Annotated in this window: 18 protein-coding genes; 3 read left to right on the forward strand and 15 right to left on the reverse strand. The window is 56.2% G+C overall.

The features are described 5' to 3' along the window. Window positions 1-3 precede the first annotated feature (3 nt). Genes rsmA through lptD form a run of 4 tightly spaced genes read right to left on the reverse strand, consistent with a single transcriptional unit; the run spans window position 4 to window position 5,502 of the window. Window positions 4-825, reverse strand: coding sequence for a 16S rRNA (adenine(1518)-N(6)/adenine(1519)-N(6))-dimethyltransferase RsmA (gene rsmA, locus ACMGGS_RS10785; RefSeq protein WP_414166050.1), 822 nt, complete (start codon window positions 823-825; stop codon window positions 4-6). After that, on the reverse strand, window positions 822-1,811 hold the full coding sequence (gene pdxA, locus ACMGGS_RS10790; protein WP_414166051.1) for a 4-hydroxythreonine-4-phosphate dehydrogenase PdxA: 990 nt from the start codon (window positions 1,809-1,811) through the stop codon (window positions 822-824). The genes rsmA and pdxA overlap by 4 nt, the downstream gene beginning before the upstream one ends. After that, window positions 1,811-3,103 (reverse strand): peptidylprolyl isomerase SurA, encoded by a 1,293-nt coding sequence (gene surA, locus ACMGGS_RS10795; protein ID WP_414166052.1) that lies wholly within the window; start codon window positions 3,101-3,103, stop codon window positions 1,811-1,813. The genes pdxA and surA overlap by 1 nt, the downstream gene beginning before the upstream one ends. A gap of 53 nt (window positions 3,104-3,156) precedes the next feature. Beyond that, a complete protein-coding gene (lptD, locus tag ACMGGS_RS10800) occupies window positions 3,157-5,502 on the reverse strand; it encodes an LPS assembly protein LptD (protein ID WP_414166246.1) in 2,346 nt (781 codons plus the stop codon). A 184-nt stretch (window positions 5,503-5,686) separates the two neighbouring features. Here lptD and djlA point away from each other — a divergent pair, with 184 nt between their 5' ends. Further along, window positions 5,687-6,511, forward strand: a complete 825-nt coding sequence (djlA, locus tag ACMGGS_RS10805; protein ID WP_414166053.1) for a co-chaperone DjlA — start codon at window positions 5,687-5,689, stop codon at window positions 6,509-6,511. A gap of 178 nt (window positions 6,512-6,689) precedes the next feature. Here djlA and rluA read toward each other — a convergent pair whose 3' ends face one another. From rluA to araB, 8 genes are all read right to left on the reverse strand, one after another. Continuing rightward, window positions 6,690-7,349, reverse strand: coding sequence for a bifunctional tRNA pseudouridine(32) synthase/23S rRNA pseudouridine(746) synthase RluA (gene rluA / locus ACMGGS_RS10810; RefSeq protein ID WP_414166054.1), 660 nt, complete (start codon window positions 7,347-7,349; stop codon window positions 6,690-6,692). An 11-nt stretch (window positions 7,350-7,360) separates the two neighbouring features. After that, a complete protein-coding gene (gene rapA / locus ACMGGS_RS10815; RefSeq protein ID WP_414166056.1) occupies window positions 7,361-10,267 on the reverse strand; it encodes an RNA polymerase-associated protein RapA in 2,907 nt (968 codons plus the stop codon). A 131-nt stretch (window positions 10,268-10,398) separates the two neighbouring features. Further along, on the reverse strand, window positions 10,399-12,756 hold the full coding sequence (polB, locus tag ACMGGS_RS10820; RefSeq protein WP_414166057.1) for a DNA polymerase II: 2,358 nt from the start codon (window positions 12,754-12,756) through the stop codon (window positions 10,399-10,401). Window positions 12,757-12,799: 43 nt separating this feature from the next. After that, on the reverse strand, window positions 12,800-13,429 hold the full coding sequence (locus tag ACMGGS_RS10825; RefSeq protein ID WP_414166058.1) for a YdcF family protein: 630 nt from the start codon (window positions 13,427-13,429) through the stop codon (window positions 12,800-12,802). 21 nt (window positions 13,430-13,450) lie between these two features. Further along, complete coding sequence (locus ACMGGS_RS10830; protein WP_414166059.1) at window positions 13,451-13,960, reverse strand: hypothetical protein; 510 nt, start codon at window positions 13,958-13,960, stop codon at window positions 13,451-13,453. A gap of 238 nt (window positions 13,961-14,198) precedes the next feature. After that, a complete protein-coding gene (araD, locus tag ACMGGS_RS10835) occupies window positions 14,199-14,894 on the reverse strand; it encodes an L-ribulose-5-phosphate 4-epimerase (RefSeq protein ID WP_176918329.1) in 696 nt (231 codons plus the stop codon). Window positions 14,895-15,142: 248 nt separating this feature from the next. Next, a complete protein-coding gene (gene araA / locus ACMGGS_RS10840) occupies window positions 15,143-16,645 on the reverse strand; it encodes an L-arabinose isomerase (RefSeq protein ID WP_414166060.1) in 1,503 nt (500 codons plus the stop codon). A 10-nt stretch (window positions 16,646-16,655) separates the two neighbouring features. Then, a complete protein-coding gene (gene araB / locus ACMGGS_RS10845; RefSeq protein ID WP_414166061.1) occupies window positions 16,656-18,365 on the reverse strand; it encodes a ribulokinase in 1,710 nt (569 codons plus the stop codon). A 335-nt stretch (window positions 18,366-18,700) separates the two neighbouring features. Here araB and araC point away from each other — a divergent pair, with 335 nt between their 5' ends. Next, window positions 18,701-19,546 carry an arabinose operon transcriptional regulator AraC gene (araC, locus tag ACMGGS_RS10850; protein WP_176918326.1) on the forward strand — a complete coding sequence of 282 codons (846 nt, stop codon included), beginning with the start codon at window positions 18,701-18,703 and terminating at the stop codon, window positions 19,544-19,546. Window positions 19,547-19,666: 120 nt separating this feature from the next. Further along, window positions 19,667-20,443 carry a DedA family protein gene (locus ACMGGS_RS10855; RefSeq protein WP_414166062.1) on the forward strand — a complete coding sequence of 259 codons (777 nt, stop codon included), beginning with the start codon at window positions 19,667-19,669 and terminating at the stop codon, window positions 20,441-20,443. Here ACMGGS_RS10855 and thiQ read toward each other — a convergent pair. The 3 genes from thiQ to thiB are packed head-to-tail and all read right to left on the reverse strand — an operon-like array spanning window position 20,411 to window position 23,674. Next, complete coding sequence (gene thiQ, locus ACMGGS_RS10860; protein WP_414166063.1) at window positions 20,411-21,121, reverse strand: thiamine ABC transporter ATP-binding protein ThiQ; 711 nt, start codon at window positions 21,119-21,121, stop codon at window positions 20,411-20,413. The genes ACMGGS_RS10855 and thiQ overlap by 33 nt on opposite strands. After that, entirely contained in the window at window positions 21,105-22,715 is a 1,611-nt protein-coding gene (gene thiP, locus ACMGGS_RS10865; RefSeq protein WP_414166064.1) for a thiamine/thiamine pyrophosphate ABC transporter permease ThiP, read from the reverse strand. Before thiP ends, thiQ begins: the two co-directional genes overlap by 17 nt. Next, window positions 22,691-23,674, reverse strand: a complete 984-nt coding sequence (thiB, locus tag ACMGGS_RS10870; RefSeq protein ID WP_414166065.1) for a thiamine ABC transporter substrate binding subunit — start codon at window positions 23,672-23,674, stop codon at window positions 22,691-22,693. Before thiB ends, thiP begins: the two co-directional genes overlap by 25 nt. Window positions 23,675-23,697: the final 23 nt, after the last annotated feature.

Below are 23,697 nucleotides of genomic sequence, written 5' to 3' on the forward strand. Positions count from 1 at the left end.
GGTTTAGCTCTCCTTTGGTGGCGCGTTATCCACCAGATAATTGGCCAGCTTACAGTATTGTGCAACCGAGATATTTTCTGCGCGCATCGCCGGATTGATACCCAACTCCGTCAGTACCTCAACGCTAAACACATTGCCGAGACTGTTACGGATGGTTTTACGGCGCTGGTTAAAAGCTTCGGTGGTAATACGGCTCAGCACGCGAATTTCTTTTACCGGGTGCGGCATAACGGCATGCGGCACCAGACGTACCACGGCGGAATCCACTTTTGGCGCAGGCGTAAACGCCGTTGGCGGCACTTCCAGCACCGGGATCACCTGGCAGTAATATTGTGCCATGACGCTTAATCGACCATACGCTTTACTGTTTGGCCCTGCAACCAGTCGATTGACCACTTCTTTTTGCAGCATGAAGTGCATGTCGGCAATGGCATTAGTATAGGTAAACAGGTGGAACATCAGCGGGGTGGAGATGTTGTACGGCAGGTTGCCAAACACGCGTAGCGGCTGACCCAGCTCCTGCGACAGCTCGCCGAAGTTCATGGTCATCGCATCCTGCTGGTAAATCGTCAGCTTTGGCCCGAGGAACGGGTGCGTTTGCAGGCGGGCAGCCAGATCGCGGTCCAGCTCAATAACCGTCATTTTATCAAGGCGTTCACCGACAGGCTCGGTCAATGCGGCAAGGCCCGGGCCGATTTCGACCATCGCCTGACCTTTTTGCGGATTAATGGCCGCGACAATACTGTCGATCACGAACTGATCGTTGAGGAAGTTCTGCCCGAAGCGTTTACGGGCTAAGTGGCCCTGATGGACTCGATTATTCATTTAGTATTAACAATCATTTTGATGGCGAGGTTAAGCGCCGTAATAAAACTGCCGACATCCGCTTTCCCCTGGCCCGCCAGTTCCAGCGCGGTGCCGTGGTCAACGGAAGTACGAATAAAGGGCAAGCCGAGGGTGATATTAACGCCCCGGCCAAAGCCCTGATATTTTAGCACGGGGAGGCCCTGATCGTGGTACATCGCCAGCACGGCGTCTGCATGATCGAGGTATTTCGGCTGAAATAGCGTGTCGGCGGGCAGCGGCCCGCTCAGGTTCATGCCTTTGGCGCGCATCTCTTCCAGCACCGGGATCAGAATGTCGATCTCCTCTGTACCCATATGGCCGCCTTCACCCGCATGAGGATTCAGGCCGCACACCAGCACATGCGGATGTTTAATACCGAACTTGCTCTGAAGATCGCCATGCAGAATGGTAATGACCTCGCGCAGCAAATCCGGGGTGATCGCATCAGCGACATCGCGTAGTGGCAAATGCGTCGTCGCTACCGCCACGCGCATTGCTTCCGTTGCCAGCATCATCACTACTTTTTCTGCCTGCGCGCGCGCTTCAAAAAACTCAGTATGCCCGGTGAAAGGAATACCTGCGTCATTGATCACCCCTTTATGCACGGGGCCGGTGATCAGCGCGGCAAACTCATCGCTCAGGCAGCCATCGCAGGCACGGGCCAGCGTTTCTACCACGTAGTGCCCGTTTTCCACGCTGAGCTGACCCGCGATGACAGGCGCACGAAGCGCAACGGGTAGCAGTGTCAACGTTCCCGCACGCTGCGGTTGAGCCGGTTCTGAGGCACTATAGGGCCGTAGAGAAAGCGGAAGACCGAGCATCGCTGCCCGGTCTGTCAGGAGGGTTGCATCGGCGCAAATAACCAGTTCTACCGGCCAGTCGCGCTGTGCAAGCTGGACCACCAGGTCCGGGCCAATCCCGGCAGGTTCGCCGGGAGTGATCACCACACGGTGAGGATAAGACATTATTCGCTCAGAATTTTAACGTAGGCCGTCGCACGCTGTTCCTGCATCCAGGTCGCCGCTTCTTCAGACATCTTCCGGTTCATCAACATACGGTAAGCTTTGTCTTTCTGGGCTGCGTCGGTTTTATCAACCTGGCGCGTATCCAGCATTTCGATCAGATGCCAGCCGAAGGAGGAGTGCACCGGGGCGCTCATCTGGCCCTTGTTGAGTTTCATCAGCGCATCGCGGAACGCCGGATCGTACATATTTGGCGTTGCCCAACCCAGATCGCCGCCCTGGTTTGCCGAGCCTGGATCCTGAGAGAACTCTTTCGCTGCGTTAGCAAACGTGGTTTTACCGCTCTTAATGTCCGCGGCAATTTCTTCCAGCTTCAGACGCGCCTGATCGTCCGTCATGATCGGTGACGGTTTCAGCAGGATATGACGGGCATGGGCTTCAGTCACAGAGATGTTCTGATTCTGACCGCGCATATCGTTAATTTTCAGGATATGGAAGCCGACGCCTGAGCGGATTGGGCCGATGATGTCGCCTTTTTTCGCCGTGCTCAGCGCCTGCGCGAAGAGTCCAGGCAGTTCCTGAATACGGCCCCAGCCCATTTGCCCGCCCTGCAACGCTTGCTGGTCGGCAGAGTAGCTGATAGCCAGTTTGCCGAAGTCAGCGCCGTTACGGGCCTGCTCAATAATGGAGTTTGCCTGTTGCTGTGCTTCGCTGACCTGCTCGGAAGACGGATTTTCCGGCAGCGGCAGCAGAATGTGGCTCAGGTTAAGCTCGGTGCTGGCATCGTTCTGGTTGGCGATTTGCTTCGCCAGGGAATCCACTTCCTGCGGAAGGACGGTAACGCGACGACGCACTTCGTTGTTACGCACTTCAGAGATGGTCATCTCTTTGCGGATCTGGCTGCGATAGGTATTGTAATCCAGCCCATCGTAAGCCAGACGGCTGCGCATCTGATCCAGCGTCATGTTGTTTTGTTTAGCTATATTAGCAATGGCCTCGTCGAGCTGCTGATCGGAGATTTTCACTCCCATCTTCTGCCCCATTTGCAGAATGATCTGATCCATGATCAAACGTTCGAGGATTTGGTGACGCAGCGTGGCATCATCCGGCAGCTGTTGCCCGGCCTGACCCGCGTTCATTTTTACCGACTGCATCAAGCCATCGACGTCGCTTTCAAGAACGACGCCGTTATTGACGACGGCTGCTACCTTATCGACAACCTGTGGGGCAGCGAACCCTGAATTCACCACCAGTGCGAGGGCGAAAGCAGGAAGCAGCGTTTTCCAGTTCTTCATACATTTTCCATTTCAATTAACCGCAATGCGGATTACGTTTTCAAACAACTGCATTACAGAGAGCTACGGTAAGGCAAAATGTTCGAGCGCAGCATCTGCTGTGTGCCCAGACCATAGTTCGAACTCAGGCCACGCAGTTCAATATTAAAGCCGATGACGTTATCGTACACGCTTTGGTCGTTTTCCCAGCCGTTAAGTTTACGCTCGTAACCGACGCGGATCGCATAACAGCAGGAGTTATATTGCACGCCTATCATCTGGTCAGCGGCTTTTTTCTCGTTGGTATCGAAATACCATGCGCCCACCACCGACCAGCGATCGGCAATTGGCCAACTGCCCGCCGCGCCGACCTGAGAAATACCTTCTTTATACTCATCCGACGTGGCGTATGACGGCAGCGTCGCCTGAATATATTCCGGGCTGGCGTAACGGTAGTTCAGCTGTAACATACGATCCTGGTCACGACGATATTCAATGGTACTGCTACTGGTAGCAATGTTATCCAGACGCGTATCGTACTGAAGACCGCCACGCAGACCCCAGCGATCGGAGATGCGCCAGTAAGTATCGCCTGCCCAGACCAGCGAGCCGGTTTGGTCGTCATCTTCCCATTTAATATTATCGTCATCACCGGTACGCGACTCGGTGAAGTAGTAGATTTGACCTACGGAAACGTTAAAACGTTCCACGGCGGCATCATCATAAATTCGCGAGGTCAAACCGGTGGTGACCTGATTTGCCGAGGCGATACGGTCGAGGCCGCCATAGCTACGGTCGCGGAACAGGCCGGTGTAGTCTGATTGCAGTAATGATGAGTCGTAGTTATTAATGTGACTCTGGTCGCGATAAGGCACGTACAGGTACTGGGCGCGCGGTTCAAGGGTCTGGGTATAGCCTTCCGCCCAGTTCATATCGCGCTCGAAAACCATTTTGCCATCGACTTTGAACTGCGGCATCACGCGGTTGACCGAATCATCAAGCTGATTGGTGTTATTGCGGTTATAGGTATCCAGGTTAGTCTGCTGATAATGCGTTGCCAGCAGTTTGGCTTCCGTATTCACGCTTCCCCAGCCGTTAGAGAGCGGCAGGTTGATAGTCGGTTCAAGGTGCAGACGCGTGGCTTCCGGCTGGTTGCTTTCGGTATTAACGAAATGCACCGCCTGACCGTAAATACGGGTATCAAACGGACCGACATCATTTTGATAGTAGTTGACGTCGAGCTGCGGCTCTGCGGAATAGCTGCTGTTGTTCTGATCGCTGAAGACCTGGAACTGCTTGGTCGATACGGTGGCGTCAAAGTTCTGCACCGCATAGCCAAGGCTGAATTTCTGCGTGGCATAACCGTCGGTACTGGAACCGTATTTACTGTCAAAGTCGTTAAAATAGTTAGAATCGCTGACTTTGGTGTAATCGACGTTAAAGCGCCATACCTGGTCCAGAACGCCACCGTGTTGCCAGTAGAATAACCAACGATGGCGACTGCCTTCTTTATCGTGATCGTCCTGATAAACGTCATCTGACGGCAGGTAGTCCAGCTCCATCAGACCTGCGCCCGCCTGAGTCAGGTAGCGGAATTCGTTCTCCCACATCACGTTGCCACGACGGTGCATGTAGTGCGGCGTAATGGTGGCGTCCATGTTGGGCGCGATGTTCCAGTAATACGGCAGGGTGAACTCAAAGTAGTTCTTGCTGCTGTATTTGGCGTTGGGGATCAGGAAACCAGAGCGACGCTTATCACCCACCGGTAATTGCAGGTAGGGACTGTAAAAGACCGGAACCGGACCGAGCTTAAAGCGGGCGTTCCAGATTTCCGCAACCTGCTCTTCGCGGTCGTGGATCACTTCGCTGCCCACCACGCTCCAGGTATTTGATCCCGGCAAACATGAGGTAAAGGTGCCGTTTTCCAGGATGGTATAGCGGTTTTCGCCACGCTGTTTCATCAGATCCGCTTTACCGCGTCCCTGACGGCCCACCATCTGATAGTCTCCTTCCCAGATATTCGTATCTTTGGTGTTCAGGTTGGCCCAGCCTTTCGGCCCTTTCAGGATCACCTGGTTATCGTCGTAGTGCACGTTGCCGAGCGCATCGACGGTACGCACCGGCTCAGGCTGACCTTCAGCTTCTTTTTGATGAAGCTGGACTTCATCGGCCTGCAAGCGGCTGTTGCCCTGATTGATATCCACGTTGCCGGTAAAAGCGGCGTTATCGGGATAATTTCCTTTGGCATGATCGGCGTTGATCGTGACCGGTAATTCGTTTGGCTCGCCCTCCACCAGAGGACGGTTATAGCTCGGCACGCCCAGCATACACTGCGAGGCGAGATCGGCGGCCATACCCTGCTGACTATACAGGGCGCTGGCGATCATGGTGGCCAGAAGGGTGGGAATACGTTTTTTCATACGTTTTATATGTTGTTCCGTCATCAGTGGCGTAGCGACTAGCAAACGGTCAGAGACTAACTTACTCATCCGCATCGCGCTAGTCTTAATCCTGCCCGTTTCATGCCCTTGTGTTAGGCACGGCATTGAATGACGGGTATGATAAAACATATTTTAGTCGCAGGCATGACGATTTGGGGAGTATATGCAGTATTGGGGCAAAGTGATTGGCGTAGCAGTGGCATTAATGATGGGCGGCGGCTTCTGGGGCGCGGTGCTGGGGCTGCTGATAGGTCATATGTTTGATAAGGCGCGAAGCCGTCGGCTGAACTGGTTTGCCAATCAACAGGAGCGACAATCGCTGTTTTTCGCCACCACCTTTGAGGTGATGGGCCATTTAACCAAATCGAAAGGCCGCGTCACGGAAGCGGATATCCAAATTGCCAGCGTCTTTATGGATCGCATGAATCTTCACGGCGAATCACGCAGTGCTGCTCAGCAGGCATTTCGCGTGGGTAAAGCGGATAACTACCCGCTGCGTGAAAAAATGCGTGCCTTTCGCAGCATCTGTTTTGGCCGTGCCGATTTGATTCGGATGTTTCTGGAAATTCAAATCCAGGCGGCGTTTGCGGACGGGCAATTGCATCCCAATGAACGCGAGGTGCTGTATGTGATTGCCGAGGAGTTAGGCATTTCCCGCGTGCAGTTCGATCAGTTCCTGCGCATGATGCAGGGTGGAGCGCAGTTTGGTGGCGGATATCAGCAGCAGTATCAGCAGCAGTCCGGCGGCGGCTGGCAGCAGGCGCAGCGCGGACCGACGCTGGAGGATGCCTGTAACGTGCTGGGCGTGAAGCCGACCGATGACGGGACCACCATCAAGCGCGCTTACCGTAAGCTGATGAGCGAACATCATCCGGACAAGCTGGTGGCAAAAGGTCTGCCGCCGGAGATGATGGAGATGGCGAAGCAGAAAGCGCAGGAGATCCAGAAGGCATACGAGCTAATTAAAGAGCAGAAAGGATTTAAGTAAGGTCGACAACGTGGCCCGGAATCAAAGCCCTTATCCCATGATAATGCCGGGTGGCGGCTTCGCCTTACCCGGCCTACAAAATCCACAATATCAGAGGGTTGCCTTATAAATCGTAGGCCCGGTAAGCGCAGCGCCACCGGGCATTATGGCACCTCGCCAGCGCCAACGAGGACCGTTATCAGAAATCCGCTGGCACCTTAAACGTCATCGAACTGCCATACGCCGGATGGGTAATGGTCAGCATCTCCGCATGCAGCAGCAGGCGTGGCGCTAACGCCAGCGCCTCTGGCGTGGCGTAGAATCGGTCGCCGAGGATCGGATGACCCAGCGCCAGCATATGCACGCGTAGCTGGTGTGAGCGCCCGGTAATCGGCTTTAGCACCACGCGAGCGGTGTTATCCGCCGCGTACTCCACCACCTCATACTCCGTCTGCGCCGCTTTACCGGTCTCAAAACAGACTTTCTGCTTTGGCCGGTTTGGCCAGTCGCAGATCAGCGGCAAATCCACCAGCCCTTCCGCTTTCGCCGGATGGCCCCAGATCCGCGCCACGTACTGTTTTTTCGGCTCGCGCTCGCGAAACTGGCGTTTCAGCTCCCGCTCGGCGGCCTTGGTCAGCGCCACCACAATCACGCCGCTGGTGGCCATATCCAGACGATGCACGGATTCGGCCTGCGGATAATCGCGCTGAATGCGCGTCATCACGCTGTCCTTATGCTCCTCAAGCCGCCCCGGCACGGATAACAGGCCGCTCGGCTTGTTGACCACCATAATGTGTTCATCCTGATACAGAATGACCAGCCAGGGCTCCTGCGGCGGATTGTAGTTTTCCATCCCCATGTGCGTTTCCGTTACTGATGCGTGACGACAATCAGACGCAGCGCGTCCAGACGCCACCCCGCCTGATTCAGGCTTTCCATCACCTGCTGGCGGTTGCTGTCGATGGCCTCCAGTTCATCCTCACGGATGTTTGGATTGACCGCTTTCAGCGCTTCCAGACGCGACAATTCGGCAGACAATTTCTCATCGGCCTCGCTGCGCGCCGCATCGATAAGCAGGCGGGCGGCTTTTTCAATCTGCGCTTCGCCCTGTTGCAGAATGGCGTGAACCTCCTGCTGCACGGCGTTAACCAGTTTGCTACCGGTATGACGGTTAACCGCACTGAGCTGGCGGTTGAAGGTCTCAAACTCGACCTGCGCGGCCAGGTTAGTGCCGTTTTTGTCAAGCAGCATGCGCACCGGCGTCGGCGGCAGGAAACGGTTAAGCTGGAGCTGTTTCGGTGCCTGTGCTTCGACAACGTAGATCAGTTCCAGTAACAGCGTGCCCACCGGTAGCGCTTTGTTTTTCAGCAGTGAAATGGTGCTGCTGCCGGTATCGCCGGACAAGATCAGATCCAGACCATTGCGGATCAGCGGGTGCTCCCAGGTAATAAACTGCGCGTCTTCACGCGACAGCGCGATATCACGCTCAAACGTAATGGTGCAGCCATCTTCCGGCAGACCGGGGAAATCCGGCACCAGCATGTGATCGGACGGCGTCAGGACAATCAGGTTTTCACCGCGGTCATCCTGGTTAATGCCGACGATGTCAAACAGGTTCATGGCGAAGGCGATCAGGCTGGTATCGTCATCCTGCTCTTCAATACTTTCTGCCAGCGCCTGCGCTTTCTCGCCGCCGTTGGAGTGGATTTCCAGCAGACGGTCACGCCCCTGTTCAAGCTGGGCTTTCAGCGCATCGTGCTGCGCGCGGCAGGATTTGATCAGCTCATCAAAGCCGTCGGTATTTTCCGGTGCCGCCAGATAGGTGATCAGATCGCTATATACCGTGTCATAAATCGCACGGCCGGTCGGGCAGGTATGTTCAAAGGCATCAAGACCTTCGTGATACCAGCGTACCAGTACCGACTGTGCGGTTCTTTCAAGGTAAGGAACGTGGATCTGAATATCATGCGCCTGACCGATACGGTCCAGACGACCGATACGCTGCTCCAGCAGGTCCGGGTTAAACGGCAGGTCAAACATCACCAGGTTGCTGGCAAACTGGAAGTTACGCCCTTCAGAGCCGATTTCCGAGCACAGCAGTACCTGCGCGCCGCTGTCTTCTTCGCCAAACCACGCGGCGGCGCGGTCGCGTTCGATGATCGACATGCCTTCGTGGAAGACCGCGGCACGGATGCCTTCGCGCTCGCGCAGCACCTGCTCCAGTTGCAGAGCGGTGGTGGCCTGGGCACAAATCACCAGCACTTTCTGCGAGCGGTGGCTGGTCAGATAGCCCATCAGCCATTCCACGCGCGGATCGAAGTTCCACCAGGTGCCGGTATCGCCTTCAAATTCCTGGTAAATCTGCTCCGGATAGAGCATGTCACGCGCTCTGTCTTCCGCGCTTTTGCGTGCGCCCATGATGCCGGAGACTTTAATCGCGGTCTGGTACTGGGTCGGCAACGGCAGTTTGATGGTGTGCAGCTCGCGCTTCGGAAAGCCTTTCACACCGTTACGGGTGTTGCGGAACAGCACGCGGCTGGTGCCATGACGGTCCATCAGCATCGAGACCAGTTCCTGACGGGCGGATTGTGCGCCGTCGCGGTCGCTGTTTGCCGTTTGCAGTAGCGGTTCAATATCCTGCTCGCCGATCAGCTCTCCCAGCATATTCAGTTCGCTGTCGCTGAGTTTATTGCCCGCCAGCAGCAGGGCGACCGCATCGGCGACCGGGCGGTAGTTATTTTGTTCTTCCACAAACTGCGCGAAGTCGTGGAAGCGATCTGGATCCAGCAGGCGCAGGCGCGCAAAGTGGCTTTCCATTCCGAGCTGTTCCGGCGTGGCGGTCAGCAGCAGAACCCCCGGTACGTGACCAGCCAGTTCTTCAATGGCGCTATATTCGCGGCTTGGTGCGTCTTCACTCCACACCAGATGGTGCGCTTCATCGACTACCAGCAGATCCCATTCGGCATCACAGAGATGCTCAAGGCGCTGTTTATTACGACGCACGAAGTCCAGCGAGCAGATCACCAGTTGTTCAGTTTCAAACGGATTGTCGGCATCATGCTGCGCTTCGGCATAACGCTCATCGTCAAACAGTGCAAAGCGCAGGTTAAAGCGACGCAGCATTTCTACCAGCCACTGATGCTGCAACGTTTCCGGTACCACCACCAGTACGCGCTCAGCCGCACCGGAAAGCAGTTGCTGATGCAGGATCATCCCGGCTTCGATGGTTTTACCCAATCCGACTTCATCTGCCAGCAGCACGCGCGGCGCGTGACGGCGACCAACGTCATGGGCGATATTCAACTGATGCGGGATCAGGCTGGTGCGCTGGCCGCGCAGGCCGCTGTATGGCATACGGTACTGCTCGCTCTGGTATTTACGCGCCCGATAGCGCAGCGAGAAGCGATCCATACGGTCGATTTGCCCGGCGAACAGACGATCCTGCGGTTTACTGAACACCAGTTTGCTGTCGAGGAAGACTTCGCGTAGCAAAACGTCTTTTTCTTCAGTGTCCAGGCGCGTTCCGGTATAGGCGAGCAGACCATTTTCTTCTTTTACGTCATCAATGTGCAGTTGCCAGCCTTCATGACTTGTTACGGTATCGCCCGGATTGAACATGACGCGGGTCACGGGAGAGTCGCTGCGCGCATACAGGCGATTTTCGCCGGTGGCCGGGAATAACAGCGTGACAGTACGCGCGTCCATCGCGACAACAGTACCAAGTCCTAGTTCGCTTTCGGTGTCGCTGATCCAGCGTTGACCAAGTGTAAAAGGCATATGTGTTCGGCTCTATCTCTTTGATTGCAGGCAATAACTGACCTCTGCCATCCGAAGGTGGCAGCAGTCTGAATTGGGTCCAGGAATGGAAAGGGCGCTATGGTACTGGATGGCAACGGATTCGTCACGTATCAAAATAGCCCCAGTTGCCCCGTCACTAGTGTAGCAAAATTATCGTTCATAAAGGGGAGTATCCCTTCGGCGACCGGCTCAAGCTGGCGGGTCAGGTAGTGGTCGTAATCTAACGGTGAATGCTGATAATCAACCGGCTCCGGCCCGTTAGTGGTCCAGACGTATTTAATGGTCCCGCGGTTTTGATACTGCGCCGCCCGGCCGCGCTTCAGATTCTCCTCATCTGCCAGCCGCGCGGCGCGCACGTGCGGCGGGACATTGCGCTGATATTCGCTCAGCGGACGGCGCAGACGTTTGCGATAAACCAGCCGTTCGTCCAGTTCACCCGCCATCAGTTTGTCGATGGTCTCACGCACAAAATCTTTATAAGGCTCGCGGCGAAAAATACGCAGGTACAGTTCCTGCTGGAACTGCTGCGCCAGCGGCGTCCAGTCGGTGCGCACGGTTTCCAGCCCTTTAAATACCATCCGCTGTTTTTCGCCTTCCTGAATCAGTCCGGCGTAGCGTTTTTTGCTGCCGGTCTCGGCACCGCGAATGGTTGGCATCAGAAAGCGGCAGAAGTGCGTCTCAAACTCCAGTTCCAGCGCGCTGGTTAACTTCTCTTTTTTCAGCTCCGCCTTCCACCATTCATTCACTTTTTTCACCAGCGTCTGACCAATCTGCGCGGCGTCATCTTCACCGTGGGAACGTTTGAGCCAGACAAAAGTGGAGTCGGTGTCGCCGTAGATCACGTCATAGCCTTCCGCTTCGATCAGGGCTTTGGTCTGACGCATGATCGCGTGGCCGCGCATGGTGATCGACGAGGCCAGACGCGGATCGAAAAAGCGGCAGGCGCTGGTGCCGAGCACCCCGTAGAAAGCGTTCATAATGATCTTCAGCGCCTGCGACAATGGCTTGTTGCCCTGACGTTTGGCTTCTTCACGCCCGTGCCAGATTTGGCTGACGATCTCCGGCAGACAGTGTTTGTCGCGGGAAAACCACGCGTCGAGAAAACCTTCGGTGCTGTGGGTGGGATCGGGCTGCACCATGCCTTCAATCAGCCCGACCGGGTCGATCAGAAAGGTGCGGATAATCGACGGATACAGGCTTTTATAGTCCAGTACCAGCACCGAATCATACAGGCCAGGCCGGGAGTCCATCACGTAGCCGCCGGGACTGGCCTGCGGCGGCACCGACCCCATATTCGGCGCAACGTATCCGGCACGATGCATCCGCGGGAAATAGAGATGGCTGAAGGCGGCGACCGACCCGCCGTGGCGATCGACCGGCAGGCCGTTGACCGTTGCCCGCTCCAGCAGGAAGGGCATGATCTCCGTTTTATGGAAGATACGGGTCACCAGCTCGCAGTCCTTGAGATTATAGGTGGCTAATGCAGGCTTATCTTCGGCGAAACGGCGGTCAATTTCGTCCATCCGGTCCCACGGGTTATCAATCGATTTCCCTTCGCCCAGCAGTTCTCGCGACACCGATTCCAGCGAGAATGAGGAGAAGTTCCAGAATGCTGATTTCAGCGCGTCAATGCCGTCGATGATCACCCGGCCGTTCATCTGCGCGAAAAACACGCCGTTTTTAAATCCGTGCTCGCGCCACTCCAGCTCGCTATTACCGCGTCCCAGACGCAGTGGAATGCGATAGCGTTCGGCATGTTTTTGCAGCATGCGTAAGTCAAACCCCACCACGTTCCAGCCGATCAGCACGTCCGGATCGTGCTCTGCAAACCAGGCGTTAAGTTTATCCAGCAACTGTGGACGGCTGGCAACATACTCCAGGTGAAAGTCGAGGGGCGGATCCTCGCCGCTGGGCTGGCCGAGCATATACACTACGCGCTGACCGCAGCCTTCGAGACCAATACAGTACAGCTCACCGTGGCGGGTCGTTTCGATATCCAGCGACACCCATTTCAGCGGTGGCCGGTAGTGCGGATTGGGTTTCAGGCGAGCGTTAATCAGCGCGCCATTGTGCTCATCACCGTCAACCCAGACGGGTGCGGTAATAAAACGCTCCATCAGGAAGCGCTCTGGCGGGCGCACGTCAGCTTCATACACGGTAACGCCGTTCTCGCGCAGCCGTTTTTCGTAGTTCATTAACTGGCGATGAGAACGGCAGTACAGCCCGTAAACCGGGCGACGGTGAAAATCTTTTAGTTCAAGCGGCGTGAGGCGAAAACCATGTTCGGCGCTTAACGTTTGCTGCGCGCGGGCAACATGGTCGGCAGCGATAAAAGCGACAGATTCCTGCGGCGGCAGGGTGACGTGCAGCGGACCGTTATCCGTCGCCAGCCAGAATGTCACCTCTGTCCCCTGCGGGGTATCCCGCCAGTGCCGGGTTAAAATAAAGCCTTCTCGCGCCTGCGCCACGCTCAGTTCTCGTCAATAAAATCAGACGTTATTATAACCGTTTTCAGCGCTGGGTACTGACTTTTTGTACAGCGGTCTGCGGCATCAGGCGGTAGATACGATAACCGGTATACCAGAACGACTCCTGTGCCAGCATCGGAAGACGAGTAGACCAGCTGCGGAACTGCGAGCCGGGCGTTGGGGACGACCAGGCCTGAATATTGTTATCCCAGGCCATCAACATTAAGCGATGCATATGCAGAGGATCGCTGACCATTAGGGCGGTGGTTAAATGCTGTGTCTGCATGAGCGCTTTGGCGTTTTTTACGTTCTCGCGGGTTTTTGTTGAGGTCTCTTCCATCAGGATAGCAGAGGCGGGTATCCCCTGCGCCAGCAGGTACTGGCGGGCGATGGCGGCGTCGGATCGCTGTGCATGAGCGCTGAGGCCGCCGGTTAAGATAACCATCCGCACCAGCCCCTGTTGCCAGAGATGAACGGCGTGATCGAGCCGTGCCTGAAACACCGGCGAGGGCTGGTCGCCCTGAATACCCGCGCCCGCGACAATGGCGCAGTCGGCTTTTTGCGTTTGATCCTGCAGGCTGAAATGATAAATGGCGATGGCATTGTAGATAAATACCATGGCGATGATGACGATAAACAGTATTACCCCACGCCCTGCATATTTTAGTTTCATTTCTGCCAGCCCCTGAACACGTTATCCTGCCTGAAATTGATTGGGGTTATCCTTGCATAAAAACGCAATGCGGTCACAAAATTCAGCATATTGTGTAAAGACAGTTTCTTCAGAGGGTAAACTCGCTCCCAGATAATAGCGATATTGTTTCCCGGTAGTTTCAATAACCGTTAAATAACACTTTTTATTTGTAGGGTGAATATTAGGCGTTAATCGCAAAGTCTGTATTTCGTTCAGTGCCCAGTGATGGTTATCAATACGCAGGTGGCCTGGCGTGATGCCGATCTCCGCAGGTGTAGTGGATTTACGCCAGCGGCCCCAGGCATAAATCGGTACCAGTAAGCAGAGTTCGGCGATGATCACCACGATAATGCCTTTGACAATCATCTCCATAATCGGCAACCCCAGAAAACAGGCAATGATAACTAATAAAAGCACGCTGCAAGGAATGGTGGCAAAGATAAAATAGTTATCTTTTATTAATGATTTTGTGATGATTGATTTGTTAAGTGTATATTTTGTTTCCGTCATGATCATTATCTCTGATTTAACGGCGCTAAAATAGCATGATTACTTTTAGTCGCAAAAGAGGCAAATAAAACGAGAAGACAAGAAATGCGATGAGGGATCCATTTTCAGAAAAGATCGGTTTGTTGCCGGGAACACGCAAGCTTTTTTGCCGGGGCGTATTCATGTGCCCCGACTAGATTCATTATTTATATCCGCGTGAGCGACGTGCCGCCGGAAGCGCAACAGCGGCATAAGACGTTTACTGCCCGTAATACGCCTTCGCCCCGTGCTTGCGCAGATAATGTTTATCCAGCAGCGTCTGCTGCATGTCCGGCAATTGCGGGGCGAGCTGGCGGCAGAAGATACCCATATAGGCCACTTCTTCCAGCACGATGGCGTTATGCACTGCGTCGTCGGCATTTTTACCCCACGCGAACGGGCCGTGGGAGTGGACCAGCACGCCCGGCATTTGCGCGGCGTCAATGCCCTGTTTTTCAAAAGTTTCGACAATTACGTTGCCGGTTTCCCATTCATAGTCGCCGTTAATTTCTGCGTCGGTCATTTTGCGCGTGCAGGGGATAGTACCGTAGAAATAGTCGGCGTGGGTGGTGCCGGTAGCCGGAATGGATTGCCCCGCCTGTGCCCAGATGGTCGCATGGCGCGAGTGGGTGTGCACAATGCCGCCAATGGTGGGGAAAGCCTGATATAGCAGGCGATGCGTTGGCGTGTCGGAGGAGGGTTTTTTCGTGCCGTCGACCACTTCGCCGGTGGCGATGCTGACGACCACCATATCTTCGGCTTTCATTACACGATAATCGACACCGGAAGGTTTGATAACAAAGACGCCGCGCTCGCGGTCGACGGCGCTGACGTTACCCCAGGTGAGGGTCACCAGATTGTGTTCTGGTAATGCCAGGTTCGCTTCCAGCACCTGACGTTTGAGATCTTCTAGCATGTTGCTCTCCATGCCGGATGACGCTGCGCTTATCCGGCCTGTGGTCGGTGGTCTTGATGCCGGATGGCGCTGCGCTTATCCGGCCTACGTTCTGTTGCCTTGATGCCGGATGACGCTGCGCTTATCCGGCCTACGTTCTGTTGCCTGATGCCGGATGACGCTTCGCTTATCCGGCCTACGTTTGGTGGTTTCCATAACAAAATGACGCCTCGTAGGCCCGGTAAGCGCAGCGCCACCGGGCATTACGCTTACCGTTTTGAGCCGAAATAAACTTCGTTCCAGCGCAGCGCGTCCTTAAACGCTGGCAGGCGGGTATCGTTATCGATGACGGCAATCTCAATATCGTGCAGTTCGGTGAACTGGCGCATATCGTCCAGCGTCAGCGCGTGGCTGAAGACGGTATGGTGTGCGCCACCGGCGATGATCCACGCCTCCGATGCAGTAGGGAGATCCGGCTGGGCTTTCCACAGGGCGTTAGCCACCGGCAGCTTCGGCAGCGCGTGTGGGGTTTCAACTGAATCAACGCAGTTGACCAGCAGACGGAAGCGATCGCCAAGATCGATAAGGCTTGCGGCGATCGCCGGGCCAGTGTTGGTATTAAAGATCAGGCGGGCCGGATCGGCCTTGCCGCCGATGCCAAGCGGTTTAACCTCAAGGATCGGTTTTTCAGCCGTTGCGATGGATGGACACACTTCCAGCATATGCGAACCGAGCACCAGATCGTTGCCCTGCTCGAAATGATAGGTGTAGTCCTCCATAAAAGAGGTGCCGCCCTGTAGACCGGTTGACATCACCTTCATGATGCGTAACAGAGCGGCGGTTTTCCAGTCGCCTTCGCCCGCAAAGCCATAGCCCTGCTGCATCAGTCGCTGCACGGCAAGACCCGGGAGCTGTTTCAGGCCGTGTAAATCTTCAAACGTGGTGGTAAAGGCGTGGAAACCACCTTCCTCAAGGAAGCGTTTCATGCCGAGTTCAATACGCGCCGCGTCGATCACGTTCTGCCGTTTGTCGCCGTGGATCTGCGCCGCTTCCGTCAGGCGATAGCTGCTTTCATATTCGTCAACCAGCGCGCTGATATCGCCATCGCTGACCGCATTAACAACCTGCACCAGATCGCCAACCGCCCAGGTATTGACGGAGAAACCGAATTTAATCTGCGCCGCGACTTTATCGCCGTCGGTCACTGCCACTTCACGCATATTGTCGCCAAAGCGGCATACTTTCAGGTGGCGGGTATCCTGCTTCGACACCGCCTGACGCATCCACGCGCCGATACGCTGGTGGGCGTCTTGATCCTGCCAGTGGCCGGTCACGACACTGTGTTGCAGACGCATCCGCGCGCCGATGAAGCCGAACTCGCGGCCGCCGTGCGCGGTCTGGTTGAGGTTCATAAAGTCCATATCAATGCTGTCCCACGGCAGGGCGGCATTGAACTGGGTATGGAATTGCAGCAGCGGTTTGTTGAGGATCGTCAGCCCGTTGATCCACATTTTGGCTGGCGAGAAGGTGTGCAGCCAGACCATCAGCCCCGCGCATTTATCATCGTAGTTGGCATCGCGGCAAATGGCGGTGATCTCATCCGGCGAGGTGCCCAGCGGTTTTAACACCAGCTTGCACGGCAGTTTGCCTTCGCTGTTCAGCGCATTGACTACGTGTTCCGCGTGCTGCGTTACCTGACGCAGCGTTTCCGGGCCGTAAAGATGCTGGCTACCAATTACAAACCATACTTCATAGTTATTAAAAATCGTCATTGTCGTGTCCTTAACAGGTCAGAGATGTCTGGTTAGCCGCCGTCTTTTGTACCGGCGCGGCATCAGGAAGGTATTGCTGTTCGGCGCTGACCGCCCACTGTTGATAGCGGCGATAGAGCTGTTCAAAACGCTGCGCCTGCTGAGGGCGCGGTTGCAGGGTGATCTCTACGGCGCTGGCCATACTGGCCTGCGCGGCGGGGATAGTGGTATGCACGCCTGCCGCGACGGCGGCGAAGATCGCCGCGCCCAGCGCGCAGCACTGATCCGAGGCGACAATTTGCAGCGGCCGGTTCAGAACGTCGCAGCAGGCCTGCATAATCACCGGATTTTTACGCGCGATACCGCCAAGGGCCATTACGTTATTGACCGCAATGCCTTGTTCGGTAAAGCACTCCATAATGGCGCGCGCGCCGAAGGCGGTGGCGGCAATCAGACCGCCGAACAGCGCGGGCGCGTCGGTCGCCAGATTGAGATCGGTGATCACCCCTTTCAGACGCTGATTGGCATTGGGCGTGCGGCGGCCGTTAAACCAGTCGAGCACCACCGGCAGGTGATCGAGCGAGGGATTTTTCGCCCACGCTTCGGTGAGCGCCGGAAGTAGTTGCTTCTGGCTGGCTTTGATCTGCTCTTTCAGTTCAGGATGCTGCGCGGCGAGCTGTTCCAGCGGCCAGCCGAGGATGCGCCCGAACCATGCATAAATATCGCCGAACGCCGATTGCCCGGCTTCCATGCCGATAAAATCAGGTACCACGCTGCCGTCGACCTGGCCGCAGATACCTTTTACGGCGCGCTCACCGACGCTGTCTTTGTCGGCAATCAGAATGTCGCAGGTGGAGGTGCCGATCACTTTCACCAGTGCGTTAGGCTGTGCGCCCGCGCCGACTGCGCCCATATGGCAATCAAATGCGCCGCCGGAAATGACCACGCTTTGCGGCAGGCCCAGACGCTGCGCCCATTCGGCACTCAGGTTGCCGACCGGCAGATCGGCAGTGTACGTTTCGCTGAACATTGGATACGCCAGGTGGCGGTTGAGCAGCGGATCCAGTTCATCAAAGAAGCTGGCAGGCGGCAGTCCGCCCCAGCCTTCATGCCACAGTGATTTATGCCCGGCACTGCAGCGGCCGCGGCGGATATCGGCAGGGCGCGTCGTGCCGGAGAGCAGAGCGGGCACCCAGTCGCATAATTCGATCCATGACGCCGCCGCCTGTGCGACGGCGCTGTCCTGACGGGTAACGTGCAGAATTTTGGCCCAGAACCATTCACTTGAGTAAATACCGCCGATATAACGTGAGTAATCCTCTTTGCCCGACGTATGGCACAGGCGGGTAATCTCTTCGGCTTCTTCCACCGAGGTGTGATCTTTCCACAGTACGAACATGGCGTTCGGGTTATCGGCGAACTCCTCTCTGAGCGCCAGTACATGACCCTCGGCATCAATGGGGGCAGGGGTGGAACCGGTGCTATCGACGCCAATGCCGACGACATCATGGCGCTGCGCATCGCTCAGCTCCGCCAGCACGCTTTTGACCGCGGCTTCCATCGACTCAATATAATCGCGCGGATGATGACGGAACTGGTTATTCGGGGCGTCGCAATAACGCCCCTCCTGCCAGCGCGGATACCATTCCACGCTGGTGGCGATCTCTTTACCGGTGGCGCAATCTACCGCCAGCGCGCGTACAGAATCACTACCAAAATCGAGGCCAATTGCAATCGCCATCGTATAACTCCATCCAGAAAAACAGTGATGGTGAAACAGTAGAGACTGGCGAAAAAAAGCGTCAGGCCGGAACCGCTAATCTTATGGACAAAATCGCTATGGCGTTGCAAAGTGTGACGGTGTGCAAATATTCAATGTGGACTTTTCAACCTTCTTTATAGACACTCTTGTTACTACTTTGGAACTGCTATGTAGCCTGTTAGCGGGGGAAGTGCTTCTCCGGAGCGGGTTGGTGCGCTGAATTCGATATTTTTGTTAACGTTGCCCTGCATTAACCGCCTTAAATTGTAATATGGACAATTGGTTTCTAAAACTTTATCGGGAGTGTAGTGGTAATGGCTGAAACGCAGAACGATCCTTTATTGCCAGGCTATTCATTCAATGCTCATCTGGTGGCAGGTTTAACGCCAATTGAGGCGGGCGGTTATCTGGATTTTTTTATCGACCGGCCACTGGGAATGAAAGGATATATCCTCAATCTGACCGTGCGTGGGGAAGGGGTGATTGATAATCACGGCCAGCGCTTTGTCTGCCGTCCGGGGGATATGCTGCTGTTCCCGCCGGGCGAAATCCACCACTACGGTCGTCACCCGGAGGCGAAGGAGTGGTATCATCAGTGGGTTTATTTCCGTCCCCGCGCCTACTGGCAGGAGTGGCTGGCGTGGCCGACCATCTTCGCTCAGACCGGTTTTCACCGTCCTGACGCGTCGCATGAACCGATATTTCGCGAGTTATTCGCGCAAATTATTGATGCCGGCCAGGGAGCCGGGCGCTATTCAGAGTTGCTGGCGATTAATCTGCTGGAGCAATTGCTGTTGCGGCGTCTGGAAGCGGTGAATGAGTCTCTGCACCCGCCGCTGGATCACCGGGTGCGTGAAGCGTGCCAGTACATCAGCGATCATCTCTCCGACAGCCATTTTGATATCGCCAGCGTCGCGCAGCACGTCTGCCTTTCGCCTTCCCGCCTCTCGCATCTTTTCCGTCAGCAGCTTGGCGTCAGCGTGCTGAGCTGGCGTGAGGATCAGCGTATCAGCCAGGCCAAATTTCTTCTCAGTACCACCCGGATGCCGATCGCCAGCGTCGGGCGCAATATTGGCTTTGAGGATCAGCTCTACTTTTCCCGCGTTTTTAAAAAATGTACCGGGGCCAGCCCCAGCGAATTTCGCTCAGGTTGTGAATAAAAAGTGAATGATGTGTCCGGGTACTTGTCATAACCGTTAATCACTTCAGACAATTGATGTCTTGACGACACAGGCGTCGCTGCGCAGAATCCCTGCTTCAAAAACCCCGACGGACACATTATGCAAGCATTGCTGGAACATTTTGTCACTCAATCAGCCAGTTATTCATTGATCGCTATCGCGCTGGTCGCCTTTCTCGAATCGCTGGCGCTGGTGGGACTGATCCTGCCGGGTACGGTGATGATGGCCGGTTTGGGCGCGCTGATTGGCAGCGGTGAGGTTAACTTCTGGCAGGCGTGGCTGGCGGGGATTGTCGGTTGCTTGCTGGGCGACTGGATTTCGTTCTGGCTGGGCTGGCGCTTTAAAAAGCCGCTGCACCGCTGGTCGTTTATGAAGAAGAATAAGTCCCTGCTGGATAAAACCGAGCACGCGCTGCATCAGCACAGCATGTTTACCATTTTGGTCGGCCGCTTTGTCGGGCCGACGCGCCCCCTGGTGCCGATGGTCGCCGGAATGCTCGATCTGCCGATTACTAAATTTGTGGTGCCGAATATTATTGGCTGCCTGTTCTGGCCGCCGGTTTACTTCCTGCCAGGTATTCTCGCCGGCGCGGCGATTGATATTCCTGCCGATGCGCAGAGCAGCGGGTTTAAATGGCTGCTGCTGACGGCGGCGCTACTGCTATGGATTGCCGCCTGGCTGTGCTGGCGCTTATGGCGCAGCGGGAAAAGTGGCCGCGATCGCCTTTCGCAACTCCTTCCGCGCGCGCGGCTGATCTGGCTGGCACCGCTGGTCAGCGGTATCGCCGCCGTGGCACTGGTAGCGGCGATCCGTCATCCATCCATGCCGATCTACGCTGATATTTTAGTCAGAGTGGTGTCCGGCAATCCCCAATAGTGACGAGGCGCTGGCGCGACCGCTCAGTAGTTCAGCGGTTGCGCCATCCCACGCTATTCTGCCGTCGGCGATCACCAGTGAGCGCGAGGCAATACGCGCAGCATCCTCTACGCTGTGTGAGACCATCAATAGCGTCAGGTGTTGGCGGCGACAGACATCGTTGACCAGGCTGAGCATCTCCTGACGCAGCGCCGGATCGAGGGCAGAAAACGGCTCATCCAGCAGCAATATCGGCTGCTCACGCACCAGGCAGCGCGCCAGTGCGGCCCGCTGGCGCTGGCCGCCGGAGAGTTCAGATGGCAGGCGGTCCAGCAGCGATTCAATGCCCATTTGACTGGCAATCAGTTGCAGTTTCTGCCGCTGCGCGTCGTTCAGTTTCAGACCCGGATGCAGCCCCAGTCCGATGTTCTGCCGCACGGTGAGGTGGCTGAAAAGGTTATTTTCCTGAAACAGCATCGACACCGGGCGGCGTGCGGGCGGCGTGTGGGTATGGATCTTATTTTCAATCAGGATCGTGCCGCTTTGCGGGTTGAGAAAACCGGCGATCAGATTGAGCAGCGTACTTTTCCCCGCGCCGCTGGGACCCAGCACTGCCACCTGTTCCCCTTGCTTAATGGAGACGGTAAAGCGCATCGGCAGATGCTGATAAAGCCAGATCACATCAGTAAGTTTCAGCATGGCGTCCCGGAAGTTTTTCGATAACGGTAAAAAGCGCAAAACAAAGCAGCAGTAGCAGCAGAGCGGTCACCGCCCCCTCCTGGCTGCGATAAGATCCGATCTGCTGATAAAGATAAAAGGGCAGCGTGCGGAAATCATCGTTGCCGAACAGGGCAACGACGCCAAAATCGCCAATCGACAGCACGCAGGCAAACGCCAGCGCCTGCGCCAGCGGACGCTTCAGCGCGCGCAGTTCCAGCACTTTCAGGCGGGTAAAACCTTCCATGCCCAGCGACTGACATAGCATCGTATAGCGGGCGGTGAGATCGCGCATCGGATTTTCCAGCACCTTCAGCGCATAGGGGATCGCCATCAGCGCATTGGTAAAAATTACGATGCCATCCGCCGATTGCGGCAGTCCCACGCTGTTATTGAGCAGTAAAAAGAATCCCGTCGCCAGCACAATACCCGGCATGGCGAGAATTAACATACCGGAAAGCTCCATCGCCTGACCCGCCAGCGGACGTGCCCGGGCGCGAAGTTCGCGGCTGCTCCACAGCAGCATCATGGTCAGCACGATGCACAGCGTGCCTGCCGCGAGGGCGATACGCAGCGAGGTCCACAGCGCCTGCCACATGGCGGGCTGTTGCAGAACCTCGGGGAGATCGCGGTTAATGCCTTCAATGATGACCGCCAGCAGCGGCGGCAGCAGAAGCAGCAAAGCACAGCCGATCAGCAGTATATCGGCGATCCGGCTGACGCGGCGGTCGTACGGATCGCGCCAACCCTTAAGCTGGGTATTGCCCACCGCAATCGCTTTGCTCAGGCGCTGGCTTAAGAGCACCAGACCGAGACAGCAGATCATCTGGATTAGCGCCAGCATCGCCGCGCGGCCGGGATCGTAATCAAAATTAAGCGCCTGGTAGATTGCCAGTTCAATCGTTGTCGCCTGCGGACCGCCGCCGAGCGACAGTACCGTGGCGAAGCTGGCGAAGCAGAGCATAAAAATCAGCGCGGCGACGGGCGGGATCTGCCGACGCAGCCACGGCCATTCCACAAAGCGGAAGAAGTCATAGCCGCGCATCCCCAGCTGCGCCGCCAGCTGCCGCTGTTCACCGGGGATCTGCTCCAGCACCTGAAGCAGCAGGCGCGTCGCCATCGGCAGATTAAAAAAGATATGCGCCAGCAGGATACCCTGCAGACCATACGGGGAAAAGGTCCATTCCAGGCCGCAGAGCTGCGCCAGCGACGCCAGCCACCCCTGACGTCCATAGACGCTCAGAATGCCGAATACGCCCACCAGTACTGGCAGGATCAATGTCATCGCGCACAAGCGCAGCAGCATCAACCTGCCGGGAAAGCGGCGGCGGTAGAGGGAACGGGCAAGAAAAATGGCCGGACCTACCGACAGCAGCGCCGACAAAAACGCCTGCCAGAAGGAGAATCGCACCACATGCCATAGATAGCTGTCCTCAAGCAGAGTACGCCATGCCGCCTGCGGCGCGCTGGTCCATAGCGCCAGAAATGCGGCCAGCGCCACCGCCACCATGAGCGTGGCGGCGGCGAGGCCTGGTATCAGCCAGCCGGGAATTAACGGCTGACGGCGCGTTGCCATTCGCTAATCCACTGCGCGCGTTGCTGTGCGACATCATGCGAGGAAAACTGCAGCGTGGTTTTCGGTTTTGCCAGATCGGCAAAACCTGCCGGCAGCGTCACGTCAGTTACCGGATACATCCAGTTGCCGGTTGGAATGGCATTCTGGAACGCCGGGGAAACCATGAAGGTAAGGAATTTCTTCGCCAGTTCCGGTTGCTTGCTGGCCGCCGTGCGGGCCGCCACTTCAACCTGAAGATAGTGTCCTTCGGCAAAATCCGCGGCCGCGTACTGCGATTTTTTCTCTTCAATAATATGGTAGGCCGGAGAGGTGGTGTAGCTCAGTACCAGATCGCTTTCGCCTTTTAGGAACAGCCCGTAGGCTTCGCTCCACCCTTTAGTGACGGTAACGGTTTTTGCCGCCAGCTTCTGCCAGGCTTCCGGCGTTTTATCACCGTAGACTTTTTGCATCCACAGCAGCAGGCCCAGACCTGGTGTGCTGGTGCGTGGATCTTCATAAATCACTTTCCATTTCTGGTCGCTTTCCACCAGCTCCTTCAGGCTTTTCGGCGGATTTTTCAGCTTGTTTTTGTCATAGACAAACGCGAAGTAGCCGTAGTCGAACGGCACGAAGGTATCGTTGTCCCAGCCGCCCGGCACCTTAACCGCACTGGCCGGCACGTCGCTTTTCGCAAACAGCTTAGTTTGCGTGGCGGCTTCCAGCAGGTTGTTGTCCAGCCCCAGCACCACGTCGGCTTTGCTGTTTTTACCCTCCATACGCAGGCGGTTGAGCAGCGACACGCCGTCTTCCAGCGCCACGAATTTCAGCTCGCAGCCGCAGTCGGCTTCAAAGGCTTTTTTGACCACTGGCCCCGGTCCCCAGTCGGCGGAGAACGAGTCGTAGGTGTAGACGGTGAGTACCGGTTTGGCGAAGACAGGCGCGGCGACCAGCGCCAGCAGCGGCAGATATTTTTTTAACACTTTGCACCTCAGTAGATGGGTGG

Source organism: Superficieibacter sp. BNK-5 (assembly GCF_047456055.1).
Lineage (GTDB): Bacteria > Pseudomonadota > Gammaproteobacteria > Enterobacterales > Enterobacteriaceae > Superficieibacter.